Origin of the sequence: Sphingomonas sp. NPDC019816, from assembly GCF_050274375.1 — a bacterium.
Lineage (GTDB): Bacteria > Pseudomonadota > Alphaproteobacteria > Sphingomonadales > Sphingomonadaceae > Sphingomonas.
Genome location: NZ_JBNNOB010000042.1, coordinates 1 through 26,527 on the forward strand (window position 1 = coordinate 1; position 26,527 = coordinate 26,527).

20 protein-coding genes and 1 pseudogene are annotated in these 26,527 nt (G+C 65.5%); 13 read left to right on the forward strand and 8 right to left on the reverse strand.

Annotated features, from left to right (window positions below):
- On the reverse strand, positions 1-1,015 hold a 1,015-nt coding region (locus tag ACQKJZ_RS08380), incomplete at its 3' end, for a cbb3-type cytochrome c oxidase subunit I (protein ID WP_427730723.1).
- Positions 1,016-1,026: 11 nt separating this feature from the next.
- The gene (cyoA, locus tag ACQKJZ_RS08385) at positions 1,027-2,238 is read right to left on the reverse strand and encodes a ubiquinol oxidase subunit II (protein ID WP_427730724.1); all 1,212 of its coding nucleotides are present in this window, start codon (positions 2,236-2,238) and stop codon (positions 1,027-1,029) included.
- 172 nt (positions 2,239-2,410) lie between these two features.
- On the opposite strand from cyoA, the gene ACQKJZ_RS08390 reads away from it, so the two are divergent.
- From ACQKJZ_RS08390 to ACQKJZ_RS08400, 3 genes are all read left to right on the forward strand, one after another.
- Positions 2,411-3,745 carry an MFS transporter gene (locus tag ACQKJZ_RS08390; RefSeq protein WP_312486981.1) on the forward strand — a complete coding sequence of 445 codons (1,335 nt, stop codon included), beginning with the start codon at positions 2,411-2,413 and terminating at the stop codon, positions 3,743-3,745.
- Positions 3,746-3,868: 123 nt separating this feature from the next.
- A complete protein-coding gene (locus ACQKJZ_RS08395; protein ID WP_427730725.1) occupies positions 3,869-4,300 on the forward strand; it encodes a DUF2147 domain-containing protein in 432 nt (143 codons plus the stop codon).
- 71 nt (positions 4,301-4,371) lie between these two features.
- A complete protein-coding gene (locus ACQKJZ_RS08400) occupies positions 4,372-4,644 on the forward strand; it encodes a DUF1488 family protein (protein ID WP_312486984.1) in 273 nt (90 codons plus the stop codon).
- Here the strand turns inward: ACQKJZ_RS08400 and ACQKJZ_RS08405 are convergent, their stop codons facing one another.
- Together ACQKJZ_RS08405 and ACQKJZ_RS08410 are read right to left on the reverse strand one after the other, a co-directional pair.
- Positions 4,645-6,693 (reverse strand): ATP-binding protein, encoded by a 2,049-nt coding sequence (locus ACQKJZ_RS08405; protein WP_427730726.1) that lies wholly within the window; start codon positions 6,691-6,693, stop codon positions 4,645-4,647.
- Positions 6,694-6,738: 45 nt separating this feature from the next.
- A complete protein-coding gene (locus ACQKJZ_RS08410; protein WP_427730727.1) occupies positions 6,739-8,544 on the reverse strand; it encodes a glycoside hydrolase family 15 protein in 1,806 nt (601 codons plus the stop codon).
- A gap of 134 nt (positions 8,545-8,678) precedes the next feature.
- Between ACQKJZ_RS08410 and ACQKJZ_RS08415 the strand changes: the two genes are divergently transcribed.
- The 10 genes from ACQKJZ_RS08415 to ACQKJZ_RS08460 all read left to right on the forward strand — a co-directional run bounded on the left by ACQKJZ_RS08415 (position 8,679) and on the right by ACQKJZ_RS08460 (position 23,221).
- Positions 8,679-9,815, forward strand: a complete 1,137-nt coding sequence (locus tag ACQKJZ_RS08415; RefSeq protein WP_427730728.1) for a Gfo/Idh/MocA family protein — start codon at positions 8,679-8,681, stop codon at positions 9,813-9,815.
- A gap of 95 nt (positions 9,816-9,910) precedes the next feature.
- Positions 9,911-10,231, forward strand: a complete 321-nt coding sequence (locus ACQKJZ_RS08420; RefSeq protein WP_427730729.1) for a DUF2934 domain-containing protein — start codon at positions 9,911-9,913, stop codon at positions 10,229-10,231.
- 107 nt (positions 10,232-10,338) lie between these two features.
- The gene (gene glgX, locus ACQKJZ_RS08425) at positions 10,339-12,441 is read left to right on the forward strand and encodes a glycogen debranching protein GlgX (RefSeq protein ID WP_427730730.1); all 2,103 of its coding nucleotides are present in this window, start codon (positions 10,339-10,341) and stop codon (positions 12,439-12,441) included.
- Entirely contained in the window at positions 12,438-14,132 is a 1,695-nt protein-coding gene (gene treZ, locus ACQKJZ_RS08430; RefSeq protein WP_427730731.1) for a malto-oligosyltrehalose trehalohydrolase, read from the forward strand. The genes glgX and treZ overlap by 4 nt, the downstream gene beginning before the upstream one ends.
- The gene (malQ, locus tag ACQKJZ_RS08435) at positions 14,129-16,024 is read left to right on the forward strand and encodes a 4-alpha-glucanotransferase (RefSeq protein WP_427730732.1); all 1,896 of its coding nucleotides are present in this window, start codon (positions 14,129-14,131) and stop codon (positions 16,022-16,024) included. The genes treZ and malQ overlap by 4 nt, the downstream gene beginning before the upstream one ends.
- Positions 16,025-16,046: 22 nt before the next feature.
- On the forward strand, positions 16,047-18,443 hold the full coding sequence (gene treY / locus ACQKJZ_RS08440) for a malto-oligosyltrehalose synthase (RefSeq protein ID WP_427730733.1): 2,397 nt from the start codon (positions 16,047-16,049) through the stop codon (positions 18,441-18,443).
- The gene (locus tag ACQKJZ_RS08445; RefSeq protein WP_427730734.1) at positions 18,440-19,033 is read left to right on the forward strand and encodes a DNA-3-methyladenine glycosylase; all 594 of its coding nucleotides are present in this window, start codon (positions 18,440-18,442) and stop codon (positions 19,031-19,033) included. The genes treY and ACQKJZ_RS08445 overlap by 4 nt, the downstream gene beginning before the upstream one ends.
- 87 nt (positions 19,034-19,120) lie before the next feature.
- A complete protein-coding gene (locus ACQKJZ_RS08450; protein ID WP_312487000.1) occupies positions 19,121-19,309 on the forward strand; it encodes a hypothetical protein in 189 nt (62 codons plus the stop codon).
- An 88-nt stretch (positions 19,310-19,397) separates the two neighbouring features.
- Positions 19,398-20,024 (forward strand): retropepsin-like aspartic protease family protein, encoded by a 627-nt coding sequence (locus ACQKJZ_RS08455; RefSeq protein WP_427730735.1) that lies wholly within the window; start codon positions 19,398-19,400, stop codon positions 20,022-20,024.
- Positions 20,025-20,110: 86 nt separating this feature from the next.
- The gene (locus ACQKJZ_RS08460) at positions 20,111-23,221 is read left to right on the forward strand and encodes a PAS domain-containing protein (protein WP_427730736.1); all 3,111 of its coding nucleotides are present in this window, start codon (positions 20,111-20,113) and stop codon (positions 23,219-23,221) included.
- A gap of 359 nt (positions 23,222-23,580) precedes the next feature.
- Here ACQKJZ_RS08460 and ACQKJZ_RS08465 read toward each other — a convergent pair whose 3' ends face one another.
- From ACQKJZ_RS08465 to ACQKJZ_RS08480, 4 genes and pseudogenes are all read right to left on the reverse strand, one after another.
- Entirely contained in the window at positions 23,581-24,906 is a 1,326-nt protein-coding gene (locus ACQKJZ_RS08465) for an ATP-binding protein (RefSeq protein WP_427730737.1), read from the reverse strand.
- The gene (locus tag ACQKJZ_RS08470) at positions 24,903-25,613 is read right to left on the reverse strand and encodes a response regulator transcription factor (RefSeq protein ID WP_312487006.1); all 711 of its coding nucleotides are present in this window, start codon (positions 25,611-25,613) and stop codon (positions 24,903-24,905) included. Before ACQKJZ_RS08470 ends, ACQKJZ_RS08465 begins: the two co-directional genes overlap by 4 nt.
- Before the next feature lie 9 nt (positions 25,614-25,622).
- Entirely contained in the window at positions 25,623-26,192 is a 570-nt protein-coding gene (locus tag ACQKJZ_RS08475) for a gamma carbonic anhydrase family protein (protein WP_427730738.1), read from the reverse strand.
- An 11-nt stretch (positions 26,193-26,203) separates the two neighbouring features.
- A pseudogene (locus ACQKJZ_RS08480) lies at positions 26,204-26,527 on the reverse strand (malate synthase G); the annotation flags it as partial.

Here is a 26,527-nt window from a genome sequence, read left to right on the forward strand (position 1 = left end):
GCCACACCAGGTACGACAGGATCGTGATGACGATTGTGGCGTAGACCATCGAGGTATAGCCGAACAGACGCTTGCCCGAGAAGGTCGAGGTGACTTCCGAGAACACGCCGAACAGCGGCAGGATCAGGATGTACACCTCCGGGTGACCCCAGATCCAGATCAGGTTCACGTACATCATCGGGTTGCCGCCGAGATTGTTCGTGAAGAAGTTGGTGCCGACATAACGGTCAAGCGACAGCAGGACGAGCGTGGCGGTCAGCACGGGGAAGCTGGCGACGATCAGGACGTTCGCGCACAGCGAGGTCCAGCAGAACACCGGCAGCTTCATCATGGTCATGCCCGGCGCGCGCATCTTGATGATGGTCGCGATCAGGTTGATGCCCGACAGGGTCGTGCCGACGCCGGCCACCTGCAATGCCCAGATGTAATAATCCACACCGACATCGGGACTGAAGTCCAGCTCCGACAAAGGCGGAAAGGCCAGCCAGCCGGTACGCGCGAACTCGCCGATGAACAGTGAGGCCATCACCAGCACCACGCCGCCCGCGGTCATCCAGAAGCTCAGATTATTGAGATACGGGAAGGACACGTCGCGTGCGCCGATCTGCAGCGGCACGACATAGTTCATCAGGCCGGTAATGATCGGCATCGCCACGAAGAAGATCATGATGACGCCGTGGGCGGTGAACACCTGATCATAGTGGTGCGAGTTCAAGAAGCCCTGATTATCGCCGAACGCGATCGCCTGCTGCCCACGCATCATCAACGCGTCGGCAAAGCCGCGCAGCAGCATCACGATGCCCAGGATCATGTACATGATCCCGATGCGCTTGTGGTCGACCGTGGTGAACCACTCTTTCCAGAGATAGCCCCACAGCTTGAACTTGGTGATGAGCGCCAGCACCGCGATCCCGCCGACCGCGACACCCAGGAAGGTGCCCACGACGATGGGTTCGTGGATCGGTAGCGACTCGATCGATAGCCGTCCGAAGATGGTCTTTATGATGTTGTCCATGATGGCGTGCCTCAGCCGCGACCCACACCGGCATGACCAGAGGTCAGCGTGCCGGGGGTCTGCGGGGTGGAAAGGAAGGACATGCGACGGTTCTTGATGTCACCCGGATCCTGCACGCCGTTGGACGGCAGCGGCTCCTTGCTGTTGTGCGGCGAGGTCTGGATTTCCTCGGGTGACTTTTCGAGCGCACCCTTGGTTCGCTCACCGTGCATCGGGCCGGTGTTGTTGACGGGCGGATTGCCCTCGCCGACCTTCATCTTGTGCGGGTCGCCGCCCCCGGTCATCCGGTCGTGCATCATCACCTCGGACATGCACGGCGTATTGTCGGCGACGCAGCGGTTGACGACACGGTCGAACAGGCCGTCCTGGACACCGCTGAAATACATGGCGGGCACATATTCGCTGGGCTTTTCGACGGTCAGGAACGACGCGCGGGTCAGCGGACCCTGGCCCTTGCCCTGCCCGGCCTGCGACGTGCGGACCTTTTCGACCCACTGGTCGAAACCGCTCGACTGCATGGCATAGACGGGGAAGTTCATGCCGGAGAAGCCTGCGCCGCTATAATGCGACGACAGCCCCTTGAACGTGCCTTCGCGGTTCATCACCGCGTGCAGCTTCGTCTCCATGCCGGGCATGGTATAGATCATGCCGGCCATCGCGGGGATGTAGAAGGCGTTCATCACCGACGTGCCTGTCAGACGGAACTCGACGGGCCGGTCGACCGGCAGCGCCAGCTCGTTGACCGTGGCGATGCCCTGTTCGGGCAGGATGAACAGCCATTTCCAGTCGAGCGCGACGACCTGAACCTCCAGCGGCTTGACGTTCGCGGCGATCGGCTGGCCGGGGGCGGTCCGCTCGATCGGGCGATACGGGTCGAGCAGATGGGTGCTCGTCCAGGTCACCGCACCCAGGCAGATGATGATGAGCAGCGGCGCCGACCAGATGACCAGCTCCAGCATGGTGGAGTGGTCGAATTCGGGGTCGTATTCCGCCTCCGTATTGCTCTTGCGATAGCGCCACGCGAACAGCACCGTCAGCGCCATCACCGGAATGATGATGAGCAGCATCAGGGCCGTCGCGATCAGCACCAGATCGCGTTGCTGCACGGCGACGTCACCGGCAGGGTTGAGCACGACCGCGTCGCATCCCCCCAGCATGGCCAGGAGGGGCAAGGCGGCCCAGCGAAGAGGGCGCAGGCGCGCAAGGCTCGACGAATGAGACATATGGGAAGGGCCGCTACGCCTTTGCTGCACCTGCGCACATTGGACAGTTTGTCCAATCCCCGCCGGCCGGGGAATGGCGCATAGGCGCAGCACAATGGCGGTTCTGCGCGGTCATTTTGCGCCGCAACCGAACCGCTGACAGGAACATGCAAGAAGTCAGGACTGGCAGCCGATGAGCGCAGAGTTAACCGCATCGACCTCGACGCCCCTTGAGCGGGACGCGCGGCTGGTCAATGCCCGCGATCCGCATCATGTCGCGCCGGGCGATATCGCCATCGGCGTCATCATCGGGCGTACCTCGGAATTTTTCGACTTCTTCGTCTATGCCATCGCCTCGGTGCTGGTGTTCCCGTCGCTGATCTTCCCTTACGTCGACGCGCTGACCGGTACGATCTATTCGTTCGCGCTATTCTCGCTGGCGTTCATCGCGCGGCCGATCGGAACCTTCATCTTCATGGCGGTCGATCGCAATCTGGGTCGCGGGGTCAAGCTGACCATCGCGCTGTTCCTGCTGGGCGGCTCGACCATGGCGATCGCCTTCCTGCCCGGTTATGCGCAGATCGGAACGTCGGCGGCCGTGCTGCTGGGCATCTTCCGCATCATGCAGGGCCTAGCGCTGGGCGGGGCCTGGGACGGCCTGCCCTCGCTGCTGTCGCTGAACGCGCCGGAGCGTCGTCGCGGCTGGTATGCGATGATCCCGCAGCTGGGCGCGCCGCTCGGCCTGCTGGTCGCCAACGGCCTGTTCGCCTTCTTCCTGACGACGCTGAGCACCGCCGACTTCCTCGATTGGGGCTGGCGCTATCCGTTCTTCGTGGCGTTCGCGATCAACGTCGTGGCGCTCTTCGCCCGGCTTCGCATCGTCGCGACCCCGGAATTCCAGCGCATGTTCGAGAGCCGCGAGCTTCAGCCCGCGCCGGTCGGCGAAACGCTGCGTACCGAGGGTCGCACCGTCCTGCTGGGCGCCTTCGCGCCGCTCGCCAGCTTCGCGATGTTCCACATCGTGACCGTGTTCCCGCTGTCCTGGGTCGTGCTGTTCAACCGGGAGCAGCCGCAGGACTTCATGATGATCGAGATCGTCGGTAGCATCGTCGGCGTTCTCGCGATCCTGGCGTCGGGCAAGATCGCCGACCGTGTCGGCCGTCGCACGCTGCTGGGCTTCTCGGCGGCCGCCATCGCCGCCTATGCCGGCTTCGCACCGCAGCTGCTGGACAATGGCGGCACGGGTGAGACGATCTATATCGTTCTCGGCTTCCTGCTGCTCGGCCTGGGCTTCGGCCAGTCGTCCGGCATCATCAACTCGGGCTTCTCGCCGCTGCGTCGCTACACCGGCGCGGCGATCACCTCCGACCTCGCCTGGCTGATCGGTGCCGGCTTCGCGCCGCTCGCCGCGCTGCTGCTGTCCAGCAATTTCGGCTTGCTGTCGGTCGGCGTCTATCTGCTGTCGGGCGCGGTCTGCACGCTGGCGGCGCTGGGCATCAACAAGGAACTCGCCAAGCGTTCCTCCTGATCCGGGGCCAGATCGATCGCATGACGGCCGGCGGGGCAACCCGCCGGCCGTTTTGTTTTCATTCAGCGGCGTTCCTACATCGGGCCAGCAATGCCCGGTCGGGCTAATGAAACGGGAGATGTGATGATGGTGGGCAAGCGAGGGATCGCGGCGGCATTTATTGCCTTGGGCGGTATCGGCCTGACGACGGGCGTGGCCGAGGCGCGGGTGCCGGCCGGGACTTGGGCCAACCCCGCCAACACCGTCCAGGTTCGCTTCGCGCCGTGCGGGCGTGGCCGGGACGCCGATCTGATGTGCGGCACGGTCGTCTGGGCCAGCGAACAGGCGAAGGCCGACGCGGCGCGCGGCGGCTCCGACCGGCTGGTCGGCACGCGCCTGTTCACCGATTTCGAGGAGGAGGAACCGGGCCGTTGGTCGGGGACCGTCTTCATTCCCGACATCGGCCGCGAGGTGGAAGGCACCATCACCCAGGTCGACGCCCGCACGTTGGTCGGCGAGGGATGCCTGTTCGGCGGGCTGGGATGTCGCCAGCAGCGTTGGCGTCGCGTCAAATAACCGCCCTCGTCGGGAACCCTTGGCCGATTGCCGCGTCCCCGATTGCGCAATCGGATCAGGAAAGGACGATCATGGCGGAAGACGCGTTGACGGTGGTGAAGGGCACGCTGGAGGACAACGTCGCCGACAAGCAGGTCGAGTTCGTCGGCGAGGTCGATGGCGAGGAATATCAGTTCGCCGTGCAATATGACGTTTTGGAAGCGTTGAGCGGAGACGTGCCCGAGGACGATGCGCTGGAGCTGTTCGAGCGCTATTCGGACGATATCCTCGAAGCGGCGCTCTCCGCGCTGGGCCGTGACATGGAACAGTCGCTGGTCGTGGTCAGCGAGAACGATCTCGACTGATCAACCGCCGAACAGGCGATCGATCTGCTGCGCAAGCTCGGCCAGGGTATAGGGCTTGCGCAGGAGGGCGAAACCGTGGCTGCCCTCATCGGCGATGACCTGGCTGTATCCACTGGTCAGCAGGATGCGCTGGCCCGGATGATCCCGGACGATGTCATGGGCGAAATCGATGCCCGATTGGCCCGGCATCATGACATCCGAAAAGATAAGGTCGAAGCGGGCCGGATCGGCCGTCAATTCCGCCAGCGCGGCGGCGGCATTGGTCGCGATCACCGTCTGACATCCCAGCGTCCTGAGGGCTTCGACCGCGAACTGCCCCACCTCGATGTTATCCTCGACGATCAGGACGCGAAGCTCGGCACGCTCCGCCGTCTGGACGAGCCCCAATGTGCTGGCATCCCCGGGCTGTTGCGGGCTTTGCGGCAGGATCAGGGTGAAGGTCGCCCCCTCGCCCGGCTGGCTCAAGACGCGAACGTCGCCGCCGGACTGGCGCGCGAATCCGAACACCTGGCTCAACCCCAGGCCGGTTCCGGCGCCGAGTTGCTTGGTGGTGAAGAACGGCTCGAAAATTTGGTCGAGCCGTTCGGAGGGGATACCTTCACCGGTATCCGTGATGGCGATCATGACCCGTTCCACGCCGTCCGCGCTGGCCTCGGACCCGATGCGGATGGTCAATGTCCCCTGCCCCGCCATCGCATCGCGGGCGTTGACCGCCATGTTGACGATGGCGGTATCGAGCTGGCTGCGATCCACATGCGCAAAACAGGGGGATGGCGGCTGTTCGACGACCAGCCTGACGCCAGGGCCCGACAGGGTGTGGATCATGTCGGTCAAGGTCAGGATGCTGGCACCGACATCGATGACCTCGGGCGTGAGCGGTTGGCGCCGGGCGAAGGCAAGGAGCTGCGCGGTCAGCTTGGCGGCGCGGTCGGCGGCATCCGCGATCGCATCGAACTGCCGCTGGCGACGTTCGGCCGGAAAGTCGGGGCGGCGCAGGAGGTCGATGGACCCGCGAATGACGGTCAACAGGTTGTTGAAGTCATGCGCGACGCCACCGGTCAGTTGTCCGATCGCTTCCAGCTTCTGCGCCTGACGAAGCTGTTCCTCGGTCTGGCGCAGCGCCTCCTCCGCCGCCTTTTGCTGCGTGATATGACGGCCGAGGGCGAACACTTCGGAGCGATGGGCAGCGCCGACCCAGGCGATCCACTCGTAATGTCCGTCGGCGTGTCGCATCCGCACTTCGGTGCGCCCTACCCGGCCCTCCAGTGAGAGCGCGAGCGACGTTTCGGCAAGCGGCAGGTCGTCGCGATGGATCAGTTCCATGATCGAGCGTTGGACAAGCGCGTCCCCGTCATAACCCAGTAGGTCACGCCAGGCGGGGTTCACCCGTCGGATCAGACCCCGCGTATCGATCGCGGTCAGCAGATCGGGCGACACGTCCCACATCCGGTCACGCTCGGCGGTCCGCTCCACGACCCTTTGTTCGAGCGTCACGTTGAGCGAACGGAGTTCTTCCAGCGCGACCGACAATTGCTCCTGACTGTCACGCAACGCCGCATCCGCCAGCACGCGCGCTGTCGTCTCATTCGTGAAGATGAACAGGCCCGCGACCTGGCCCGCCGCGTCGAGCACGCGCGAATAGGAGAACGTCCAGAAGGTATCGGCCTCACCGCGATCGGTGGCCAGTCGCCAGGGCAGGTCGACGAAACGCTGCGTTCGCCCCGCCATCGCCTCGTCGATGATCGGGCGCGCCTGCTCCAGGGCATCGGCCCAGACCGCGTCGAACCGCGCACCCATCGCCCAGGACAGGCGCGGCCCCAGCAAGGGGAAATAGGTTTCGTTGAAGAAGAAGTGCAGGTCCGGCCCCCAGGCCAGGATCATCGACTCGGGCGAATTGAGCACCAGGCTGAGGGCGACGCGAAAATCATGGGGCCAGGTTTCGGGCGGGCCGAAGGGATGATCGCGCCAGTCCCGAGCCAGGATCAGTTGCGTCGCCGCGCCGCCGCCTTCCAGAAACGCCAAATGCGGGGGGAGCGTGTCGGCCGTCATCGGCCCGCTGCTAGCAAGTTGCGAGACGGTCCGCCACCGATGCCCTCATAATTCCTCGCCGCACAGCGTCACCGCCGCCTGGATGACGGCCAGATGCGTCAGCCCTTGTGGCATATTGCCCAGATAATGGCCGGTGTCGGGGTCGATCATCTCGGCATAGAGCCCCGCCCCCCGGCTATCGAGCGCCTGGGTGGCTGCGTCAAATGCCGCCTGCGCGGCCGCCGTCTGGCCCAGGATCGCGCGTGCCTCGATCATCCAGAAGGTGCAGGCAAGGAAGCAGGCTTCCTCCTTTTCGACGCCCGAATAGCGATAGTGGAACGCGCCCTTGCCCAGTTCGCGGTCGATGGCGTCCAGCGTGCGGGCCAGTCGATCCTGGCCATCGAACCGGAACCGCACGGCCAAGGCCAGGCTGGCGTCCAGCGCATCGGTATCGGGATGCATCAGATAGGCGCCACGCTCCTCCGACCAGCAATGCTCGCCGATCCACGCCTCGACCCGGTCGCGTTCGCGGGCCCAGCGATCCCGGCAGGTGGTCGGAATCTGGCCTTCGTCGGCCAGTTCGACCGCGCGGGCCAGGGCCTGCCAGCAGCTGATCTTCGACATGGTATAATGCCGTTCCTCGGGCAGTTCCCAGATACCCGCATCGGGCAGCCGCCAGCGATCGGCGCACGCATCCGCTAAGTGCGAGAGCGTCTCGGCACTGGATGTGTCCAGGAAATTGCCACAGGCGACGAAACGGCTCGCGGTCTCGAAAATGTCGCCGTAGATGCCATGCTGATGCTGGCCGCCGGCCAGATTGCCGACCCGCACGGGACGCGAGTTGCGATAGCCGCTGACCGCGATCTCGCACTCGGCGGGGACGGGATCGCCGTTCAGCGTATAGCAGACCTGCGGATCGCCCTCGCCCAACCGCTTGAGCAGCCAGGTGAACGCCGCCTTCGCCTCGGCATGCGCACTGATGCGCAAGAACGCCTTGATCGTGTAGCCCGCATCGCGGACCCAGGCGTAGCGATAATCGTAATTCTTCGACCCACCGATGCCCTCGGGCAGCGACGTCGTCGCCGCCGCCGTGATCGCGCCGGTCGGCGAATAGAGGAGCAGCTTCAGGGCTAGCGCGTTCCGCAGGACCCGGTCCCGCTGCGCCTCCGGCACCTTCAGTCCGGCCGTCCATTGCCGCCACTCCGCATCGGATACGTCGATGCGCGCGTCGATATGTTCGATATCCTGGCACACCAGCGGCTCGTCCTCGCCCGCGATGATCGCGATCCGTGCGCGATCGCCGGGCCCCACCAGCGCATGAGCGGTAACCAGCCCGTCCTCGATACTGTCGATCGTGACATGGCCGCAATGCCGGAAGATGCCCAGCACCCGGTCGACGTGAAAGACGTTATGCCCACCCGCCGGCGCGAAATAGGGGCTGACGGTATCGGCTCGGCGGCTGAAACGAAGCGTGATGTCGAAGCGGACGAAGCCATCCAGCCCCTCGACCCGCCGGGCCAGTTCCGCCCAGGGCAGTCGCCCCGCCGTGCCGCTGTTCAACGATTCGACCAGTTTCGCCCGGCCCGATGCGGTGGTGAAGACCGTCTCCAGCACATTGCTGTCCGGGCGATAGCGGCGCTCGACGGTAAAGGGCTCGACCGGCGTGATCGAAAAGCATCCGCCGCGTGCTCCGTCCAGCAGCCGGTCGAACAGCGGCGGCGAGTCCATATTGGGTACGCACCACCAATCGATCGCCCCGTCCGCTCCGCTCAACGCGACGCTGCGGCCATCACCCAGCGCGGCATAGTTTTCGAGGTCGAGAAAGCCGTCATCGTCACGGAGCGGAACGGGATGCTGATCGGGCAATGTCACAGGCGCATGCGCTCCGACTTCGAGGGATATGATCCAGATTAGCAGACGGAAACTCGCCAAATGCGGGAAATCTCCGTGGGACCTTCCGCAGCGCCGCGCGTTGCAGCAGCCGTTACGACGATTTTGGGAGCGATATGATGAGCCTGGCATCGGCACTTGGTTTCGGCACGAAGAAGGTTCGCTACGCGGTCGTGGGCGCCGGCGACATCACCCAGTCGGCGATGCTCCCCGGCATCAAGCATACCGGCAATTCGGAACTGACCGCAATCGTCACGGGCGATGCCGAGAAGGGCCGCGCGCTGGCCGACAAATACGGCGTCGAGCATGTCTATTCCTATAACGAGTTCGACAAGCTGCTGACCGCCAATGTCTGCGACGCCATCTATCTGGCGACGCCCAACTGGCGTCACGCCGAATTCGCGATCCCCGCGCTGGAAGCCGGCATCCATGTGCTGTGCGAAAAGCCGCTGGAAATCTCGGTCGAGAAGGCGCGCGCGATCCAGGATGCGGAGAAGCGCTCCACCGCCAAGCTGATGACCGCCTATCGCCTGCATTTCGAGCCGGGCACGCTGGCCGCGATCGAGAAGATCCGCAATGGCGAGCTGGGCGAGCTGGTCGCCTTCACCTCCTGCTTCGGGCAAAAGCTCGATCCCGACAATCACCGGGCCAAGCATGGGCTTGAGGCCGGGCCGTTGTTCGACATGGCGCCCTATCCGATCAACGCCATCCGCTATCTGTTCGGCGCCGAGCCCGTCGCGGTCGAAAGCGCGGTCGCCACACGCCAGCCGAGCACGGGTCTCGGCGATCTGGACGATACCTTCGCCGTCACCTTGCGGATGCCCGGCGACCGGCTGGCCAGCTTCACGGTCAGTTACGCGATGAACAATGTCGACAGCCTGATCGTCGCGGGCATGAAGGGTTCGATCCACATGAGCCCGGCCTATGGATTCCAGTCGGGGATCGAGCACAACCTGACCATCGGCGACAAGCAGAGCCATGAGACGTTCAAGCATACCGACCAGTTCGGCGGCGAGATGCGCTATTTCTCGGACTGCATCCTGAACGACCATGATCCCGAGCCCGATGCCGAGGAAGGCCTGTCGGACCTGCGCGTCATCGAGGGCATCGTGAAGGCCATGCAGACCAAGGCGCGCGTCGAATTGCCGCCCTTCACGCGGACCCGGCGGATCGATCCCGCGAGCCAGCGTCAGACCCTGTCGGCGGTCAGCGCGCCCGAGCCGGTGAAGGCCAAATCCCCTACCGGAAACTGATTGATTGCCATCAATCGGATTTCGCCGGAGCGGAACGGCCCCGTCATTCGTTACGCCGGCGATGACATATATCGTGTCACGACAGGGAGACTAAGGTGGATCAACGGGAAGAGCAGCTTCGGCAGCGCGCCTATGGCATCTGGCAGGCGGAGGGCGAACCGCACGGCCGGGACCGTGAGCATTGGGACATGGCCGAACGGGAGCTGAGCGAGGTGCCCGCCGAGGCGTCGGCCGAGGTACCCGCAGAGCCCTCGGTCGAAACCGATGTCGCCGCCGACGAGGTGGCGACGAAGCCGGCCACCGCTGTTCGCAAGGCCGCATCGCCGAAGACGACGCAGGCGGCACCCCCGACGATCCAGGACGATGGCAGCACCATCAAATCCAAGGCGCGAAAGCCACGCACCAGCAAGGCCTGATCCTGCCGCGCCCGGACGTGTGAGCCCCGCTCGCCGTCCGGGCCGCCCCCCCATGCCCACATGACATTCACGCACAGTCCTTCACCGACTTTTGCCGGAGACCCGATTTGACCGCATTGCCCGACCGGATGCTGCCCGGCTCGCCCTATCCGCTGGGCGCCACTTTCGATGGCGAAGGCGTGAATTTCGCCGTCTTCTCGGCCAATGCCGATCGGATCGAACTGTGTATCTTCGACCCCAAGGGCAAGCGCGAGTTGCAACGCTATACGCTGCCCGAATGCACCGACGAGGTCTGGCACGGCTATCTGCCCGATGTCGGCCCGGGGCTGCTCTATGGTTACCGCGCTCATGGGCCCTATGAGCCCGAGGCGGGGCATCGCTTTAATCCGAACAAGCTGCTGCTCGACCCTTATGCGCGCAACCTGTTCGGCGAGATCAAGTGGACCGATGCGCTCCACGGCTATCAGATCCGTTCGAAGAAGGAGGATCTCAGCTTCGACAAGCGCGACAGCGCCGCCGCGATGCCCAAGGCGGTGGTGGTCGACGACCATTTCGACTGGTCACGCGATGTGAAGCCCAACACCCCCTGGTCCGAAACGGTCATCTACGAAGCGCACGTCAAAGGTCTGACGAAGCTGATGGAACTGGTGCCCCCGCGCGAGCGTGGAACCTACGCCGCGCTCGGTCACCCGGCGGTCATCAAGCATCTGAAGCGGATCGGCGTCACCGCGCTGGAGCTTCTACCGATCCACAGCTTCACCCAGGACCGGTTCCTGCAGGAAAAGGGGCTGCGCAATTACTGGGGCTATAACACGCTCGGGTTCTTCGCGCCCGAACAGGCCTATTTCTCCAGCGAAAGCCAGGACGAACTGCGCCGGGCGGTACGCCGGCTGCACAAGGCGGGGATCGAGGTCATCCTCGACGTGGTCTACAACCATACCTGCGAAGGGTCGGAAAAGGGTCCGACCCTGTCGTGGCGCGGGCTCGACAATGCCAGCTATTACCGTCTGGTCCAGGATCAGCCGCGCTATACAATCAACGACACCGGCACGGGCAACACGCTGAACCTGTCCAAGGCGCGCGTGATCCAGATGGTGGCGGACTCGCTGCGCTACTGGGCGACCAGCTTCGGGATCGACGGGTTCCGATTCGACCTCGGCCTGACGCTGGGGCGCGAGGCGGACGGGTTCGATCCGGGTTCGGCCTTCTTCGACGTGCTCCGGCAGGATCCGGTGCTGGGGCGCCTGAAGCTGCTGACCGAGCCGTGGGATGTGGGCCCCGGTGGCTATCAGCTCGGCAATTTTCCGCCCGGCTTCTCGGAGTGGAACGACAAGTACCGCGACACGGTGCGCAAATTCTGGCGCGGCGACCCCAGCCAGCGCGGCGACCTTGCCGCCCGGCTTTCCGGTTCGGGCGATCTGTTCGATCGGCGCGCGCGGCGCCCCTGGGCCAGCCTCAACATGCTGGCGGCGCATGATGGTTACACGCTGGCCGATACCGTCATGTACGAACAGCGCCATAACGAGGCGAACAAGGAAGACAATCGCGACGGCCATTCCGAGAATTACTCGCGAAACTGGGGTGCCGAAGGGCCGACCGATGACGAGAATATCAAGGCCGCCCGCGGGCGCGTCATGCGATCGATGATGACGACGCTGTTCGCGTCGCTCGGTACGCCGATGATCGTCGCCGGTGACGAGTTCGGCCGGACCCAGCATGGCAACAACAACGCCTATTGCCAGGATAACGAGATCAGCTGGCTCGACTGGCAGGCCGCCGCGTCGGAGGAAGGCGAGGCGATGATCGCCTTCACCGCGCGACTGGCCGATCTTCGCCGTCGCTATCAGGTGCTCCGCGCGCCGCAGTTCCTATATGGACAGGATACGCCGGGGCACGGCGTCAACGATATCGAGTGGTGGGACGAACGCGGCGAACAACTGAGCGACGAGGACTGGAACAATCCCGAAGGGCGCGCCCTGATGATGCGCCGTGCCACCAAGACCGAGGACGACCGGGTCGAGGCGGTATCGTTGTTGCTCAATGCCTCGCCGGATCCGATCACCTTCACCCTGCCGCCGCCCCATGCCGATCGCACCGTCCTGATCGACAGCGGCAAGCCCGAACTGGGCGAGATCGAGATCGGCGACAGCTATGAGGTCGCACCGCAGAGCGCGGTGCTGATCACCTGGTGGGACGCGATCGCGTCATGACACGCTGGGGCCCCGAGCTGCTGGATAACGGCAAGGTCCGGTTTCGCCTCTGGGCGCCGGACCGGGACGGCGTGACGCTGGAGATCGACGGCGGCGGTTCCGTCGCGATGGAGAGTGAGGCGGACGGCTGGTTCGTGGCCGAGGCCGCGGGCGGCGCCGGCACGCGCTATCGCTTCCGCCTGGGCGCCGACCTGGCGGTGCCCGACCCGGCATCCCGTCTGCAATCCGGGGGCGTCCATGGCTGGAGCGTCGTGGTCGACTCCCAATTCGCCTGGAGCGCGACCGAGTGGCGCGGGCGTCCTTGGGAAGAGACGGTCCTGCTGGAGGTCCATGCCGGCACGCTTGGCGGGTTTGCGGGCATACGCGAGCGGCTGGCCGGCATGGCGGCGGCGGGCATCACCGCGATCGAGCTGATGCCGATCAACGCCTTTGGCGGCACCCGCAACTGGGGCTATGACGGCGTCCTGCCCTATGCTGTCGCCGAACCCTATGGCTCACCGGCGGAATTGCGGACGCTGATCGATACCGCCCACCTGTTGGGCATCTCGGTCTTTCTCGATGTGGTCTACAATCATTTCGGGCCGGACGGGAATTACCTCAACGCCTATGCCGGCGCCTTCTTCCACAAAGATATCGATACACCTTGGGGCGGCGCGGTGGCGGTGGATGTCGATGCCGTGCACCGATTCTTCGTCGACAACGCGTTGATGTGGCTGCGCGACTATCGGATCGACGGGCTCCGCTTCGACGCGGTCCATGCCATCGCCAATGACGATTTCCTCGACCGCATGGCGCACGAAATCCGCACCAGCCTGCCCGAACGGCAGGTACACCTGGTCCTGGAGAATGAGAAGAACGATGCCGGGCGGCTGTCGCCGGACTGTTACGACGCCCAGTGGAACGATGATTTCCACAACGTCCTCCACGTCCTGCTGACCGGTGAGACCAGCGCCTATTATGGCGACTTCGCGGATCGGCCAGCCGAACGGCTGGCGCGCTGTTTGAAGGAGGGCTTCATCTATCAGGGTGAAGGCTCGGCCAATCATGACGGCAGGCCGCGCGGGACCCCCTCTGGCCATCTGCCGAGCACGGCGTTCGTCGCGTTCCTCCAGAACCACGACCAGGTCGGCAACCGCGCGATGGGGGAGCGCCTGATCCGGCTGACCGATCGCGCACGGCTTCGTGCCGCCACGGCCCTGCTGTTGCTGGGGCCACAAATCCCGCTGCTGTTCATGGGTGAGGACGAAGGGAGCGACAGCCCCTTCCTGTTCTTCACCGACTTTCACGATGAGCTGGCCGACGCCGTGCGTGAAGGACGGCGCAAGGAGTTCGCCAAGTTCGAGGCTTTCGCGGACGAGGCTTCACGCGCGCGCATCCCGGACCCCAATGCCCGCTCGACCTTCGACGCGTCCATCCCGCAGGCCGGGCCCGAGGCGGGCGAGTGGCGCGCCCTGTACCGCGAATTGCTGATGCTGAGACAGGTGCATATCGTGCCCCGCCTGAAGGGAGCGATCGGCATTGCCGGCGAGGTGATCGGTGACGCGGCGGTCAAGGCGCGCTGGCGCATGGCGGACGGCGCGACGCTGACCATCTGCCTCGACCTTGGCGACACTCCCGACCTTGCGGGCGTGGACGAGGGCGAGCTGATCCACCGCGAAGGCGATCGCTTCGCCGCGTGGATCGCCGCATGAGCGATCTTCACGACCGCGCCCGTGCCGCCGGGCTGGTGTGCGACTGGCAGGATGCGAAGGGCAACGACCAGCGTGTCTCCGACGAGGCGCTGGAGGCGATCCTGGCCTGCCTCGACCCCGATGTCGGCGAGGAGACGTTCGTCTCGGGAGATGTCGGCGATCCGATTGCGCTGCCGAGCGGGTGGCACGCAGCTTCGGCCACGCTGACGCTTGAAAGCGGCGAAACGGTGTCGGTCACCTTGCGCGACCGCGACGGCAGGGTGGAACTGCACGAGCGGTTCGAGCCCGGCTATCACGCATTGCAGCAAGGGACCCGCCGCCTCACGGTCGCCGTCGCGCCCCCGCGCTGCCCTGCTCCGCCACCGGGCCGCCACTGGGGCAGCGCGGTGCAGATCCCGTCGCTCCGCGAAGGCGACGGCGCCTATGGTGACTTTGCCAGCCTGGGCTTGGCGGCCACCACGCTCGGCCACGCAGGAGCCGCTGCGCTGGCGATCAGTCCGGTCCATGCCCTGTTTCCGGCCGATGCGAGCAGATTAAGCCCCTATGCGCCGTCCAGCCGGACGTTCCGCAACGCCTGGCTCGCGCCGGCCGGCGAGCCGGTCGTGGAGGCGGACGCGCTGATCGATTGGAGCATGGCGGCACCGGACCGGATGCGCGACCTTCGGCTCGCCTATGATCGCCTCTCCGACGATGACCGTGCCCGATTTGCCGCCTGGCGTGCGGCGCAGGGCGAGCGGCTTCAGGCCCATGCGGTCTTCGATGCGCTGCATAGCTATTTCCATGCGCGTCTGGGCACGAGTGGCTGGCGGGATTGGCCCGAGGCGTATCACGATCCCGCCGGAGAGACGGTCGGCCGCTTCGTGTCCGAGCATGAGGATGCGGTCGCCTTTCACGCCTTCACCCAGTGGCAGGCGGATCGCGGCCTCGCGGCGGCCGCCGGCGCCGCGCGCGACGCGGGCATGGCGATCGGCTTGATCGCCGACCTCGCCATCGGCGTCGCGGGCGACGGCGCCGATGGGTGGAGCCGGCCCCAGGACCTACTGACCGGGCTGTCGATCGGCGCGCCGCCCGATCCACTCGGCCCCGATGGACAAAATTGGGGGATCACTGCCCTCTCCCCCTTCGCGCTGCGGCGGCAGGACTTCGCGCCGTTCATTCGCACCTTGCGGGCAATCTTCGCGCATGCCGGCGGGGTGCGGATCGACCATGCCCTGGGACTGGGACGGCTATGGGTCGTCCCCGATGGCCGGCCGGCGGATCAGGGGGCCTATCTGACCATGCCGTTCGATCACATGCTGCGTATCCTGAAGATCGAGGCGCACCGCGCCAATGACGGGCGCGGCGCGATCGTGATCGGCGAAGACCTCGGCACCGTGCCGCCCGGCTTTCGGGATACCATGGCCGGCGCAGGCATGCTGGGCATGCGGGTCCTGCCCTTCGAACGGGACGAGGACGGGGCGTTCCTTCCGCCCGAAGGATGGTCAGCGCAGGCCATTGCGATGACCGCAACCCACGACATCGCGACGGTCGCCGGGTGGTGGAACGGGCGCGATCTGGAATGGCGGGCGCGCATCGCCGATACCGCCGTCTCCGACGAACAGCGCGACGAGCGGGTCACGGACCGGTCGCGCCTTTGGGATGCGATCGGCAACGGCGCGCTGCCGGAGGCGGCCGAACCGGTGGTCGACGCCGCCGTCGCGGCCGTCGCGTCCACCCCCTGCCCGCTTGCGATCGTGCCGGTCGAGGATCTGCTCGGCCTGACCGAACAGCCTAATCTTCCGGGCACGATCGACGAGCATCCCAACTGGCGCCGACGCCTGCCCGACAGGCTGGAGACCGCATTCGCCGATCCGACCGTCGCCGCCCGTCTCGCGACACTCAACGCCCGCTGACCCTTATCGAAGGACGCCGTCCATGACGCCGCGCGCCACCTACCGCTTTCAGTTTCACAAGGATTTTCCCTTCGCCCGCGCGCAGGCGCTGCTGCCCTATCTCGATCGACTGGGGATCAGCCATGTCTATGCCTCGCCGATCACCGTGGCGGCGGCGGGATCTACCCATGGTTATGACGTGATCGACCCGACACGGATCAATCCCGAACTGGGGGGCGAGGAGGCCTTCCGCGCGCTGGCCGAGGCTGCGCGCGAACGGGGCATGGGCGTCATTATCGACATCGTACCCAATCATATGGGCGTCGCCGGTGGCGGCAATCACTGGTGGAACGACGTGTTGGCGCATGGTCCGGCCAGCCGCTACGCGCGGTTCTTCGACATCGACTGGTCCCGCAAGCTCGTACTGCCGATCCTTGGCGATACGCTGCCCAAGACGATCGCCGAGGGGCAGGTCGCAGTTGAGCGGAGCGATGGCGTTGCCGAAATCGTCGCCTATGGCGAGCATCGCCTGCCGATCCGCGATGAGGATCAAGCCGAGGCCGACGCCCTGCCCCTCGCCGAGCTGCTCGATCGGCAGCATTACCGGCTGGCGTCGTGGCGGGTCTCCAATGACGAACTCAACTGGCGTCGGTTCTTCACCATCAACGATCTGGCGGGCCTGCGGGTCGAGGACGATGTCGTTTTCGAGGAAACCCATGCGCTCTACTTCCGCCTTTATGCCGATGGGTTGATCGACGGCGTTCGCATCGATCATGTCGATGGGCTGACCGATCCGATCGGCTATTGCCGCAAGCTGCGCGACCGGTTCGACGCTATCCCACGCGACGATGGCAACCGCGCCTATATCGTCGTGGAGAAGATCCTCGCCGCCGATGAGCCGATGGGCACCGATTGGGGTGTCGATGGCACCAGCGGCTATGACTTCATGGAAGAGGTTTCGGCGCTGCTCCATGCTCCCGAAGGCAAGCGGCCACTGGCCGACCTTTGGGCGCAACTGAGCGGGCGTTCCGCCGATTTCGCGCCGGAGGAATTGCAGGCCCGGCAGGATCTCCTCGCCTGGCAATTCGCGGGGCAACTCAATCAATGTGTCGACGCCTTCGCCGCGTTGACCGCCGGCGCACCCGAACTGTCGGGGGCGATCACGACCCCGATGCTGCGCCGGGCGATCGAGCGCCTGCTCTGGGTATTTCCGGTCTATCGCACATACGGCCCCGACGCTCCCGAGACGGATGAGGCCATCCGTGCGCAGGCCCGTGCGCGGGTCGAGCGCTTCATCCCGCCCGGCGAGGCGTTCGTCGTCGACCGCATCTTGGCATGGTTGGCCGGTGACGGCCCCGGCGAGCGCGCGTCGCTTGCTGAGGCGGTTCGGCGCTTTCAGCAATTGTCGGCACCGATTGCCGCCAAGGCGGTCGAGGACACCGCTTTCTATCGTCACGGCGTGCTGCTGTCGCGCAATGATGTCGGGTTCGATGCCGGGCGCATGAGCCTGCCCATCGCCGAGTTCCATGATCGCATGCGCGGCCGGGCCGAGCGCTTTCCCCGCGCGATGCTGACCACCGCGACGCATGATCACAAACGCGGCGAGGATGTCCGCGCCCGGCTCGCGGTCATCAGCGCGATGCCCGATCAGTGGCGCGCCTTTATCGAGCGTTGCCGCGCGGACACGCTGGCCCTGTCCGAGGGTGTCGAACCGGCCGATTGGTACATGCTGGTACAGACGCTGGTGGGCGCCTGGCCGGGCGAGGATCAGGCGGAGGCGTTCGTACCTCGCGTCGCCGCTTGGCAGGAAAAGGCGCTGCGGGAAGGCAAGCTGCGCTCCTCATGGGAAAACCCCGACACCGACTATGAGGACCGCTGCAACGCATTGGCGAAGTCGTTGATCGTCGGATCGGAAGGACAAGCGTTTCGCAACCACCTGATCGCGCTGCTCGGGGCCATGGAGCCTGCCGCCACCGCCAACAGCCTGGCGCAAATGGCGCTGCGGTACATGGTGCCGGGTATCCCCGATTGCTATCAGGGTACCGAGCTTGAAGACCTGAGCCTGGTCGACCCCGACAATCGCCGGCCAGTGGACTATGCCGCGCGCGAGGCGGCGCTGTCCGAACGGAGCCATCCCAAGATCGCGCTGCTCGCGGATCTGCTGGCGGCACGGCGCGAGCATCCCGACCTGTTCACGAAGGGCAATTACCAACCGCTGTCAGTCACCGGATATGCCAAGGACCGCGTGCTGGCCTTTCGCCGGAGCCACGGCGATGCCACGTTGATCTGCATCGTCGGGCTTCGCCTGTGGCCGCTGATGGACGAACAGGGCCGGGTCGATTGGCGTGACACGCAAGTGGTCATGGACGATGGCCCTCTGTCCGTCGCCGAACTGCTCGACGATCGCAGCGTCTGGTACCGCGTCGATTCGGCGGCATGACGCCATTGCCGCCCGACTTCTACGCGCAGGACGTGGACCGGGTGGCGCAGGCCCTGATTGGCGCGACCTTGCTAGTGGACGGGGTCGGCGGCGTCGTCGTCGAGACCGAGGCTTATGACGTCGCCGATCCCGCATCGCACAGCTTTGCCGGCCGGACGCCGCGCAATGCCGCCATGTTCGGGCCGGCCGGCCACGCCTATGTCTACCGCATCTACGGCCTGCACTATTGCCTGAATATCGTGTGCGGGACGCCCGGCAGCGCGGTCCTGATCCGCGCGATCGAACCACAGCATGGCATCGAACGGATACGCGCCCGGCGTGGTATCACCATGCGCGACCGCGATCTGTGCGCCGGGCCGGGGCGGCTGTGCGCCGCGCTGGGCATCGACCTGGCGCTGGACGGCGCATCGCTTTCCTCGCCACCGTTCCTGCTGGCGGCGGGTGCGAGCGCGCCGCCGATCGTCACCGGTCCCCGTATCGGCATCACCCGCGCGGCGGACCGTCCACGCCGGTTCGGCTGGAGGCAGTCGCCTTGGCTAAGCCGCCCCTTCCCCATAGATCATATCGCAACGCAGCAAGATCAGGCGTGAATTGCGTCGCGGCGCAGCATGTTATTTGCTTGATCTCCACCATGATTATCGCGAGCCTCGTCGAATAACAGAAAAAGGGACGAGTCGATGGAGTGGATCAAGGTCCTGGCGATCATCGCCATGGTCTATGGCATCTGGGCGGCCTATCGATCGCTGGGCGCACCTGTTCTTCATGACGGCAATCGCTATTTTCGTCAGCCCGATGGCAGCTTCCGTCGCTGGTATGGCGGCCGCAAATTCTCCGCCGCCGAAGTGGGCGAGACCGAGCAAGCCTGATAGCCCGGTCAGCACGCGTACATGTCGAGGGGAATAACGTTCTGTCGTTGAAGCTCTACCCCGAGCAGATCGAAAGGATGGTATCGCCATGTCCGCCGGTTCGGGCCTTCCGACGTCCGTACTCGTCATCGTCGGCGCCGTGGTGGTCGCCGGGCTGATCGCACGCCGGGTGCCGATCCTGCGCGTGGCGATCAGTATCGTCAGCTGGCTGTTGCTTGGCGGGCTGGTGTTAAGCCTCGTCCATCAGCGCGAGCAGTTCGACCCCTATATCCAGCGCGCCATGCAAATGCTGAACTTGCAGGATCAGACGGTGGTCGGCGACACCGTGCGTATCCGCATGTCGCCCGATGGTCATTTCTGGGCGCGAGCCTCGGTCAACGGTGTCAGCCGGCGGATGCTGATCGACAGCGGGGCGACGCTGACGGCGCTGTCGGTGTCCAGCGCGCGCGCCGCCGGGTTGCAGCCGCGCGTGCCCGTCTTTCCGGTGGTTCTGAACACCGCCAACGGCATGATCCAGGCGCAGACCGCCAAGGTCGAGACTCTGAGGCTGGGAACGATACGTGCCGGCGACCTGCCGGTCGTCGTCTCCCCGGCCTTCGGTGATACCGATGTGCTGGGCATGAACTTCCTGTCGCGTCTGAAAAGCTGGCGCGTCGAGGGGCAGACACTGATCCTGGAGCCGCATCATCCCCGCCCCGACGCGGATGCGACGTGATGAACGCGCGGAAATCCACGGGATATTAAGGCGTGTCAACGATTGAACAATTGACTTGATGGTATAGCTTACCCATGCGTCAACCCATGACCAACTCCCTGTCGCGAATGCTGTCGCTCCCGGCGCAGCTCGACCGATATGTCGCCCAGGCCCTGGAAGACGGCCGCTACCCCGACGAAAAGGCGCTGCTCGTTGCGGCTCTGGAGCAGCTGCGCGAGGAATCGGCGCCGCCATCCGTGGGCGACTGGCTGGTCGGCGGCGGCGAATGTGGTCGACGGGTGCGTGAGTTCGACTGGAGCCGGACCTCGCTCGGCCGTCTGGAGGACTGGCCCGCCGCGCTGCGCACCACGGTCGCCAACATCGTCCACTCGCCGATCGCCAAGGTGCTGATGTGGGGTCACGACCATGTCATGGTCTACAACGACGCCTATCGCGCAATCGCCGGCGCCCGCCACCCGGCGGCCTTCGGCGGCACGGTCCCCGATATCTGGCCGGAGATCTGGGATTGGAACCGCACGATCCTAGAACACGGCTTTGCGGGCAAGGACAGTGCGTACGAGGATCAGGTCCTGACCGTGACCCGTGACGGCGTGCGGGAAGAGGTCGTGTTCGATCTCTATTACACGCCCATCTATTGCGACCGTGGCGAGGTCGGCGGTGTCATGTGCACCGTGATCGAGAATACGGGTCGGGTCGCGGCCGAGCGCCGGTTGGCGGAAAGCGAAGCCGAGTTGCGCATCATCACCGACTCGTTGCCCGTGCTGGTCGCCTTTGTCGATCGTGACGAGCGGTATCGCTTCGCCAACGACTATTACCGCGAATTCCTGGGCATCGATCCGCAGGCGATGATCGGCACGCGGATCAGCGACGTGCTGACCGAAGCCGACTATGCCGAGCGGCAGCCGCTGGTCGCGCGGGCGCTGGCTGGCGAGACGGTGGTCGCCGATGTTCGCCTGCAGCATCGTGACGGCAGCCATCGTCGCGCCGAAACCCGCTATATCCCGCGTCGCGATGCCGATGGCGCGGTCATCGGGTTCCATATCCTGGTGTTCGATGTGGACGAGCGCATGCGGCATGCCGAGGCGGTGGAGCGAAGCAACCGCCGTTTCCGCGCCGCGATGGATGCGGTGCATGGCGTGCTGTGGACCAACAGCGCCGACGGGCGGATGGTCGGCGAGCAGCCCGGATGGGCCGCGATCACCGGTCAGTCGATCGAGGAATATCAAGGTTTCGGCTGGACGTCCGCCGTGCATCCCGACGACGCGGCGCAGTCCGTCATCGCCTGGAATGCCGCCGTGTCCAGCAAGTCGATGTTCGTCCACGAACACCGCGTGCGCCGGCATGACGGCGAATGGCGGACCTTCGCCATCCGCGCCTTGCCAATCATGGACGCCGAAGGCACGCTGATCGAGTGGGTCGGCGTCCACACCGACATCACCGAACAGCGCGCGGCCGAGCAGGCGCTGCGCGATCAGGCCGATGTGCTGGCGCGCCAAGTCCGTCACCGCGAACGCGCCGAGGCGCAGCTGCGCCAGCTGAACGAGACGCTCGAAAACCGCGTCATCGAGGAGATCGGGGAGCGCCGTCAGGCCGAACGGGCGCTGGCCCAAGCGCAGAAGATGGAGACGATCGGCAAGCTGACCGGCGGCGTCGCGCATGACTTCAACAATCTGCTTCAGGTCGTGTCGGGCAATCTCCAGTTGCTGGGCAAGGATGTTGCGGGCAACGCGCGCGCCGAACAGCGGGTCGCCAACGCGATGGCCGGCGTGTCGCGGGGGTCGAAGCTGGCCTCACAGCTGCTCGCCTTCGGCCGGCGCCAGGCGTTGGAGCCCAAGGTCGTCAACGTCACCCGCTTCGTGCAGGGCATGGACGACATGCTGCGCCGTGCGATCGGCGAAGGCGTCGAGATCGAGACGGTCGTCGGCGGCGGCCTCTGGAACACCTTCATCGACCCCGCGCAGATCGAGAATGCGCTGCTGAATCTGGCGATCAATGCGCGCGACGCGATGAACGGCCAAGGCAAGCTGACCATCGAATTGGCCAACGCGCATCTCGACGATGACTATGCGCGCACCCATGAAGAGGTGGCGCCGGGCCAATATGTCATGCTCGCGGTGTCCGACACCGGTTGCGGGATGACGCCGCAGATCATCGAAAAGGTGTTCGAACCCTTCTTCTCGACCAAGAGCGAGGGCAAGGGATCGGGTCTCGGCCTCTCGATGGTCTATGGCTTCGTCAAGCAGTCGGGCGGCCATGTGAAGATCTATTCCGAGGTCGATCACGGCACGACGATCAAGCTGTATCTGCCCCGCGCCCTGGAGGCGGAGGATGTCGAGGTGGCGATCGATACCGGCCCCATTTCCGGTGGCACCGAAACCGTTCTGGTCGTCGAGGACGACGCCGAGGTGCGCGCGACGGTGGTCGAGCTGCTGTCCGATCTGGGGTACCGCGTGTTGAAGGCGGTCGATGCGCAAAGCGCCCTTAACGTCATCGAAAGCGGCATTCCGATCGACATGCTGTTCACCGATGTCGTCATGCCGGGCACGCTGAAAAGCCCCGAACTGGCACGCAAGGCGCGCGAACGTCTGCCCGAGATCGCCGTCCTCTTCACCTCGGGATATACCGAAAATTCGATCGTCCATGGCGGGCGCCTCGACAAGGGTGTCGAGCTGTTGTCCAAGCCCTATACCCGCGAAGCGCTGGCCCGGAAGTTCCGGCATGTGCTCGCCAATCAACGGCAGCGGCGGATGTCGGCCGGTGAGGCCATGGTGGCGCCGCCACCCGCGCAAGCCGAGTCGGTTCATGCCGCGCAGCCGTTGCAGGACGGGCGCACCATCCTGCTGGTCGAGGATGACGATCTGATCCGCGCCAATACGGCGGAAACCTTGCAGGATTCGGGGTTCGTCGTGGTCCATGCGGTGACGGCGGAGGAAGCCATGACCGCGCTTCAGACCGCGCAGATCGACGTGCTGGTGACCGACATCAATCTGCCGGGCGAATCGGGGATCGAGCTCGCCAAGCGGGCGCGGCAGTTGCGGCCGACCCTGTCGATCGTGTTCGCAACCGGCGATGGCGGAATGGCGGCGGATGCGGCTGAGGTCGATGCCGCGCTGTTGACCAAGCCCCATTCGGCGGCACAGCTGGTCGCCGCGGTGCGCGGGCGTCTTGCGATGTCGGAACAGGTGACCCAGCTCTGACGCCGGGCCACCTGCTCCCTTCGATGAGGTTCATGCCGGAGGGGGTCGGCAGCGGAACCTCGTACGAAACGGGTTAGCGGGCCTTCCAGCCCTCGATCGCGGCGAAGGTGATGATCACCGCCAGCACGAGCAGGGCGCCCTGCAACTCGAGAGCGGACAAATCGAAATCCATGGTCATCGGTCAATCTCCCGCATGATCTCGGCCGCATAGACACGCTGTACGGCATCGGCATTGAAAACTTCGTGGCGGGACATCCCGCGATCACGACGCGGGGTCGATGATCGCGTGGGACGTCCTTCCGTCTCGTTCAATGATATACGGGGTCAACTTTGCTGCCGTGCAGCGAGTGCGTGACAAATTATGTCCGACAGTTGGGCAGATGGATTTCGGCGCACAGTCCGCCTTCGAGCCGGTTGGCCAGGATGAATTCGCCGCCTTCCGCCGCCACCACGCGCGATACGATCGACAAGCCCAGGCCGAAGCCGACCGTATCGCGACGCCGCGCGACGTCGAGCCGCACGAAAGGCTCCAGGACCAGTTCGAGCGAATCCTCCGGGATGCCGGGCCCGTCATCCTCCACACGCACCCGCACCCCCGCCGCGTCATGCGCCGTCAACGTGATCGTCGCATGCTCGCCATAATGGAGCGCATTCTCCACCAGATTGGTGAGCGCGCGCTTCATCCCGAACCGGCGCACCCGGCAGTCGAAATGGTCCGGCCCGACATAGCGGACGTCGCGGCCATGATCCGCCGCATCGTCAGCCAGATTGGCGCACAGGATGGCAAGGTCGGTCAATTCGGGCTGTTCGACATCGCCCTCGCCGCCCAGAAAGGCGAGCAGCGAGCCGACCATCGCCTCCATCTCTTCGATGTCATTCCCGATCGACTCGCGAACCTCGTCGTCCGAAATCGCGTCGGCGCGAAGCCGAAGACGCGCCAGTGGCGTGCGCAGGTCGTGTCCGACGGCGGCGAGCGCGCGTGTCTGTTCGTCGATCAGCCGCCCGATCCGCGCCTGCATCCGATTGAAGGCGCGCGTCACATGGCGAACCTCGCCGGGCCCACGTTCGGGCACGATCAGGGCCCCCTGCCCCCCCTGCCCACGACCCAGCGTATCGGCCGCGCGCGCCAGCATGCGCAAGGGATTGAGGATGCGGCCGATCAATGCCCCGCTAAGAAGTACCAGCGCAATGGCGGGGATCAGTGCGAGAAGGACGCGCCCGAACGCCAGATCGAGCGTCCGCACCCCCTCCCGCATCCGAAAGGTCAGGATGGAGCCGTCCTCCAGCCGAAGGTCGCCCATGACGACCGATGTCCGGCCCGGCGATGTCAGCCGCAAATGAATGTCGGTGGCAGCAAGCGAGGGCTCCCAGTCGACGATCTGGCGACGCATGCCGTCCATGGCCGGCGCAATGGTCGGCCGTGGCGGCGCTTCCGCCGACCAGCTGACGATATAGCGGTCGGTGGTCAACTCCTCCGCCACTTCCGCCCGCTCGGCGGGCGGGCGCTCGTTCAGGATGCGGCGGGCGACGATCAGATGCTCGGCCAGCCTTCGGGCCTCGTCATCCCGCACCGAGACATGGCTCGCCCGTTCGTACAGATAGGTCGAAATCGCGAATTCGATCGTCACCGCCAGCAGGAGGATCACGACGATCCGACCGAGCAGGCCGACCGAGGGGCGGATCACCGGCGTTCGACCGGCACGTTCAGCATATAGCCGACACCGCGTACCGTCACGATCGGCGCGGCACCCCCCGCCCCCGACAGCTTTCGACGCAATCGGCTGACCAGCACGTCGATGCTGCGATCCGAACTGTCGCCGATCCGCGCCCGCGACAGCTCGATCAGTCGCTCGCGGGCCACGACGCGCTGCGCATTGTCGAGAAAGGCAACGAGCAGATCGAACTCCGCACCCGTCAGCTCGACCTGCGCGCCGGACGGCGACATTAACTCGCGGCGGGGCAGATTGGCCGTCCAGCCGTCAAAGCCCAAGATACCCGCCTCTCGCTCACCGGGTGCCTTTTCCAGCCCGCCCCGGCGCAGCACCGCCCGGATGCGCGCCACGAGTTCGCGGGTTCCGAACGGCTTGGCCAGATAATCGTCGGCCCCCAATTCCAGTCCGACGACGCGATCGACCTCGCTGCCCTTGGCGCTGATGAAGATGATCGGCACCGGGCTCTTCTGCCGCACCTGGCGGCACAGATCGATGCCGCTGGTGCCGGGCAACATGATGTCGAGCAGGATCAGGTCGATCTGTCCGACCTCCAGCGCCTGCCACATTTCGGGTGCGGCGTTGGCGAGCTTGACTGCGAATCCGTTTTCTTGAAGCGCACGAGCGGTCAGGGTGCGAAGGGCGGGATCGTCCTCGACGATCAGGATGGTGGGCGGCGTCACATCCTCTGGCTAGGCAGGTGCGTCGCCGACGTCAACGGCCGTTCCGGCCCGATCCTCGTCCAGGCGCCGCAACGTGTCGGCATAACGGGGGGCGCGATCGGCATAGCCCAGCGCCGAGGCGCGCAGTCTGGTCAGATCGTCCGCGCCCAGCGTGCGGATCGCCTTTGCCGGTACGCCGACGATCAGGCTGGCGGGTGGGAATGTCTTGCCCTCGGTCACCAGCGCGCCGGCGCCGACCAGCGAGCCCGCGCCGATGACCGCATCGTTCAGGATCGTCGCACCCATCCCGATCAGACAGCCATCCTCGACCGTGCAGCCATGCAGGACGGCGCGGTGACCGACGGTGCAGTCGGCACCGATCGTCAGCGGGCTTCCCGGATCGGAATGGAGCACCGCACCGTCCTGCACATTGCTTCGCGCGCCAATCCGTACCGGCGTGTTGTCGGCGCGCACCACGGCGCCGAACCACAGGCTCGCCGCTTCCTCCAGCACAGCCGCACCGATCACGTCGGCGGACGGTGCCACCCATGCGCTGGGGTGCAGGCTGGGGCGGCGATCGTCCAGGGCGTAGAGCGGCATCGTGCGGTATCCTATCCTTCGGTCTTGGCCCGCTGACGATAACGGTGGAGCAGCGGTTCCGTATAGCCATTGGGCTGCACGGCCCCCTCGAAGATCAACGCACGGGCCGCCTGGAAGGCCAGGCCGTCGCGACCTTCACCGAGCATCGGGCGATAACCGGGGTCGCCCGCATTCTGGGCATCGACCTTTTCCGCCATGCGCAGGAGCGCCTGGTCGATCTGCTCCGACGTGACCACGCCGTGCAGCAGCCAATTGGCCATGTGCTGCGCCGATATGCGCAGCGTCGCGCGGTCCTCCATCAGGCCGATGTCGTGGATGTCGGGCACCTTGGAACA

What these genes read in the sequence shown, in the direction of transcription:
- ACQKJZ_RS08450 (WP_312487000.1), top strand. Translation starts at nt 19,121, where the DNA reads ATGGAGTGGATCAAGGTCCTGGCGATCATCGCCATGGTCTATGGCATC.
- ACQKJZ_RS08395 (WP_427730725.1), top strand. Translation starts at nt 3,869, where the DNA reads ATGATGGTGGGCAAGCGAGGGATCGCGGCGGCATTTATTGCCTTGGGC.
- ACQKJZ_RS08390 (WP_312486981.1), top strand. Translation starts at nt 2,411, where the DNA reads ATGAGCGCAGAGTTAACCGCATCGACCTCGACGCCCCTTGAGCGGGAC.
- ACQKJZ_RS08455 (WP_427730735.1), top strand. Translation starts at nt 19,398, where the DNA reads ATGTCCGCCGGTTCGGGCCTTCCGACGTCCGTACTCGTCATCGTCGGC.
- ACQKJZ_RS08400 (WP_312486984.1), top strand. Translation starts at nt 4,372, where the DNA reads ATGGCGGAAGACGCGTTGACGGTGGTGAAGGGCACGCTGGAGGACAAC.
- ACQKJZ_RS08445 (WP_427730734.1), top strand. Translation starts at nt 18,440, where the DNA reads ATGACGCCATTGCCGCCCGACTTCTACGCGCAGGACGTGGACCGGGTG.
- ACQKJZ_RS08405 (WP_427730726.1), bottom strand. Translation starts at nt 6,693, where the DNA reads ATGACGGCCGACACGCTCCCCCCGCATTTGGCGTTTCTGGAAGGCGGC.
- malQ (WP_427730732.1), top strand. Translation starts at nt 14,129, where the DNA reads ATGAGCGATCTTCACGACCGCGCCCGTGCCGCCGGGCTGGTGTGCGAC.
- cyoA (WP_427730724.1), bottom strand. Translation starts at nt 2,238, where the DNA reads ATGTCTCATTCGTCGAGCCTTGCGCGCCTGCGCCCTCTTCGCTGGGCC.
- treZ (WP_427730731.1), top strand. Translation starts at nt 12,438, where the DNA reads ATGACACGCTGGGGCCCCGAGCTGCTGGATAACGGCAAGGTCCGGTTT.
- ACQKJZ_RS08460 (WP_427730736.1), top strand. Translation starts at nt 20,111, where the DNA reads ATGACCAACTCCCTGTCGCGAATGCTGTCGCTCCCGGCGCAGCTCGAC.
- ACQKJZ_RS08415 (WP_427730728.1), top strand. Translation starts at nt 8,679, where the DNA reads ATGATGAGCCTGGCATCGGCACTTGGTTTCGGCACGAAGAAGGTTCGC.
- treY (WP_427730733.1), top strand. Translation starts at nt 16,047, where the DNA reads ATGACGCCGCGCGCCACCTACCGCTTTCAGTTTCACAAGGATTTTCCC.
- ACQKJZ_RS08475 (WP_427730738.1), bottom strand. Translation starts at nt 26,192, where the DNA reads ATGCCGCTCTACGCCCTGGACGATCGCCGCCCCAGCCTGCACCCCAGC.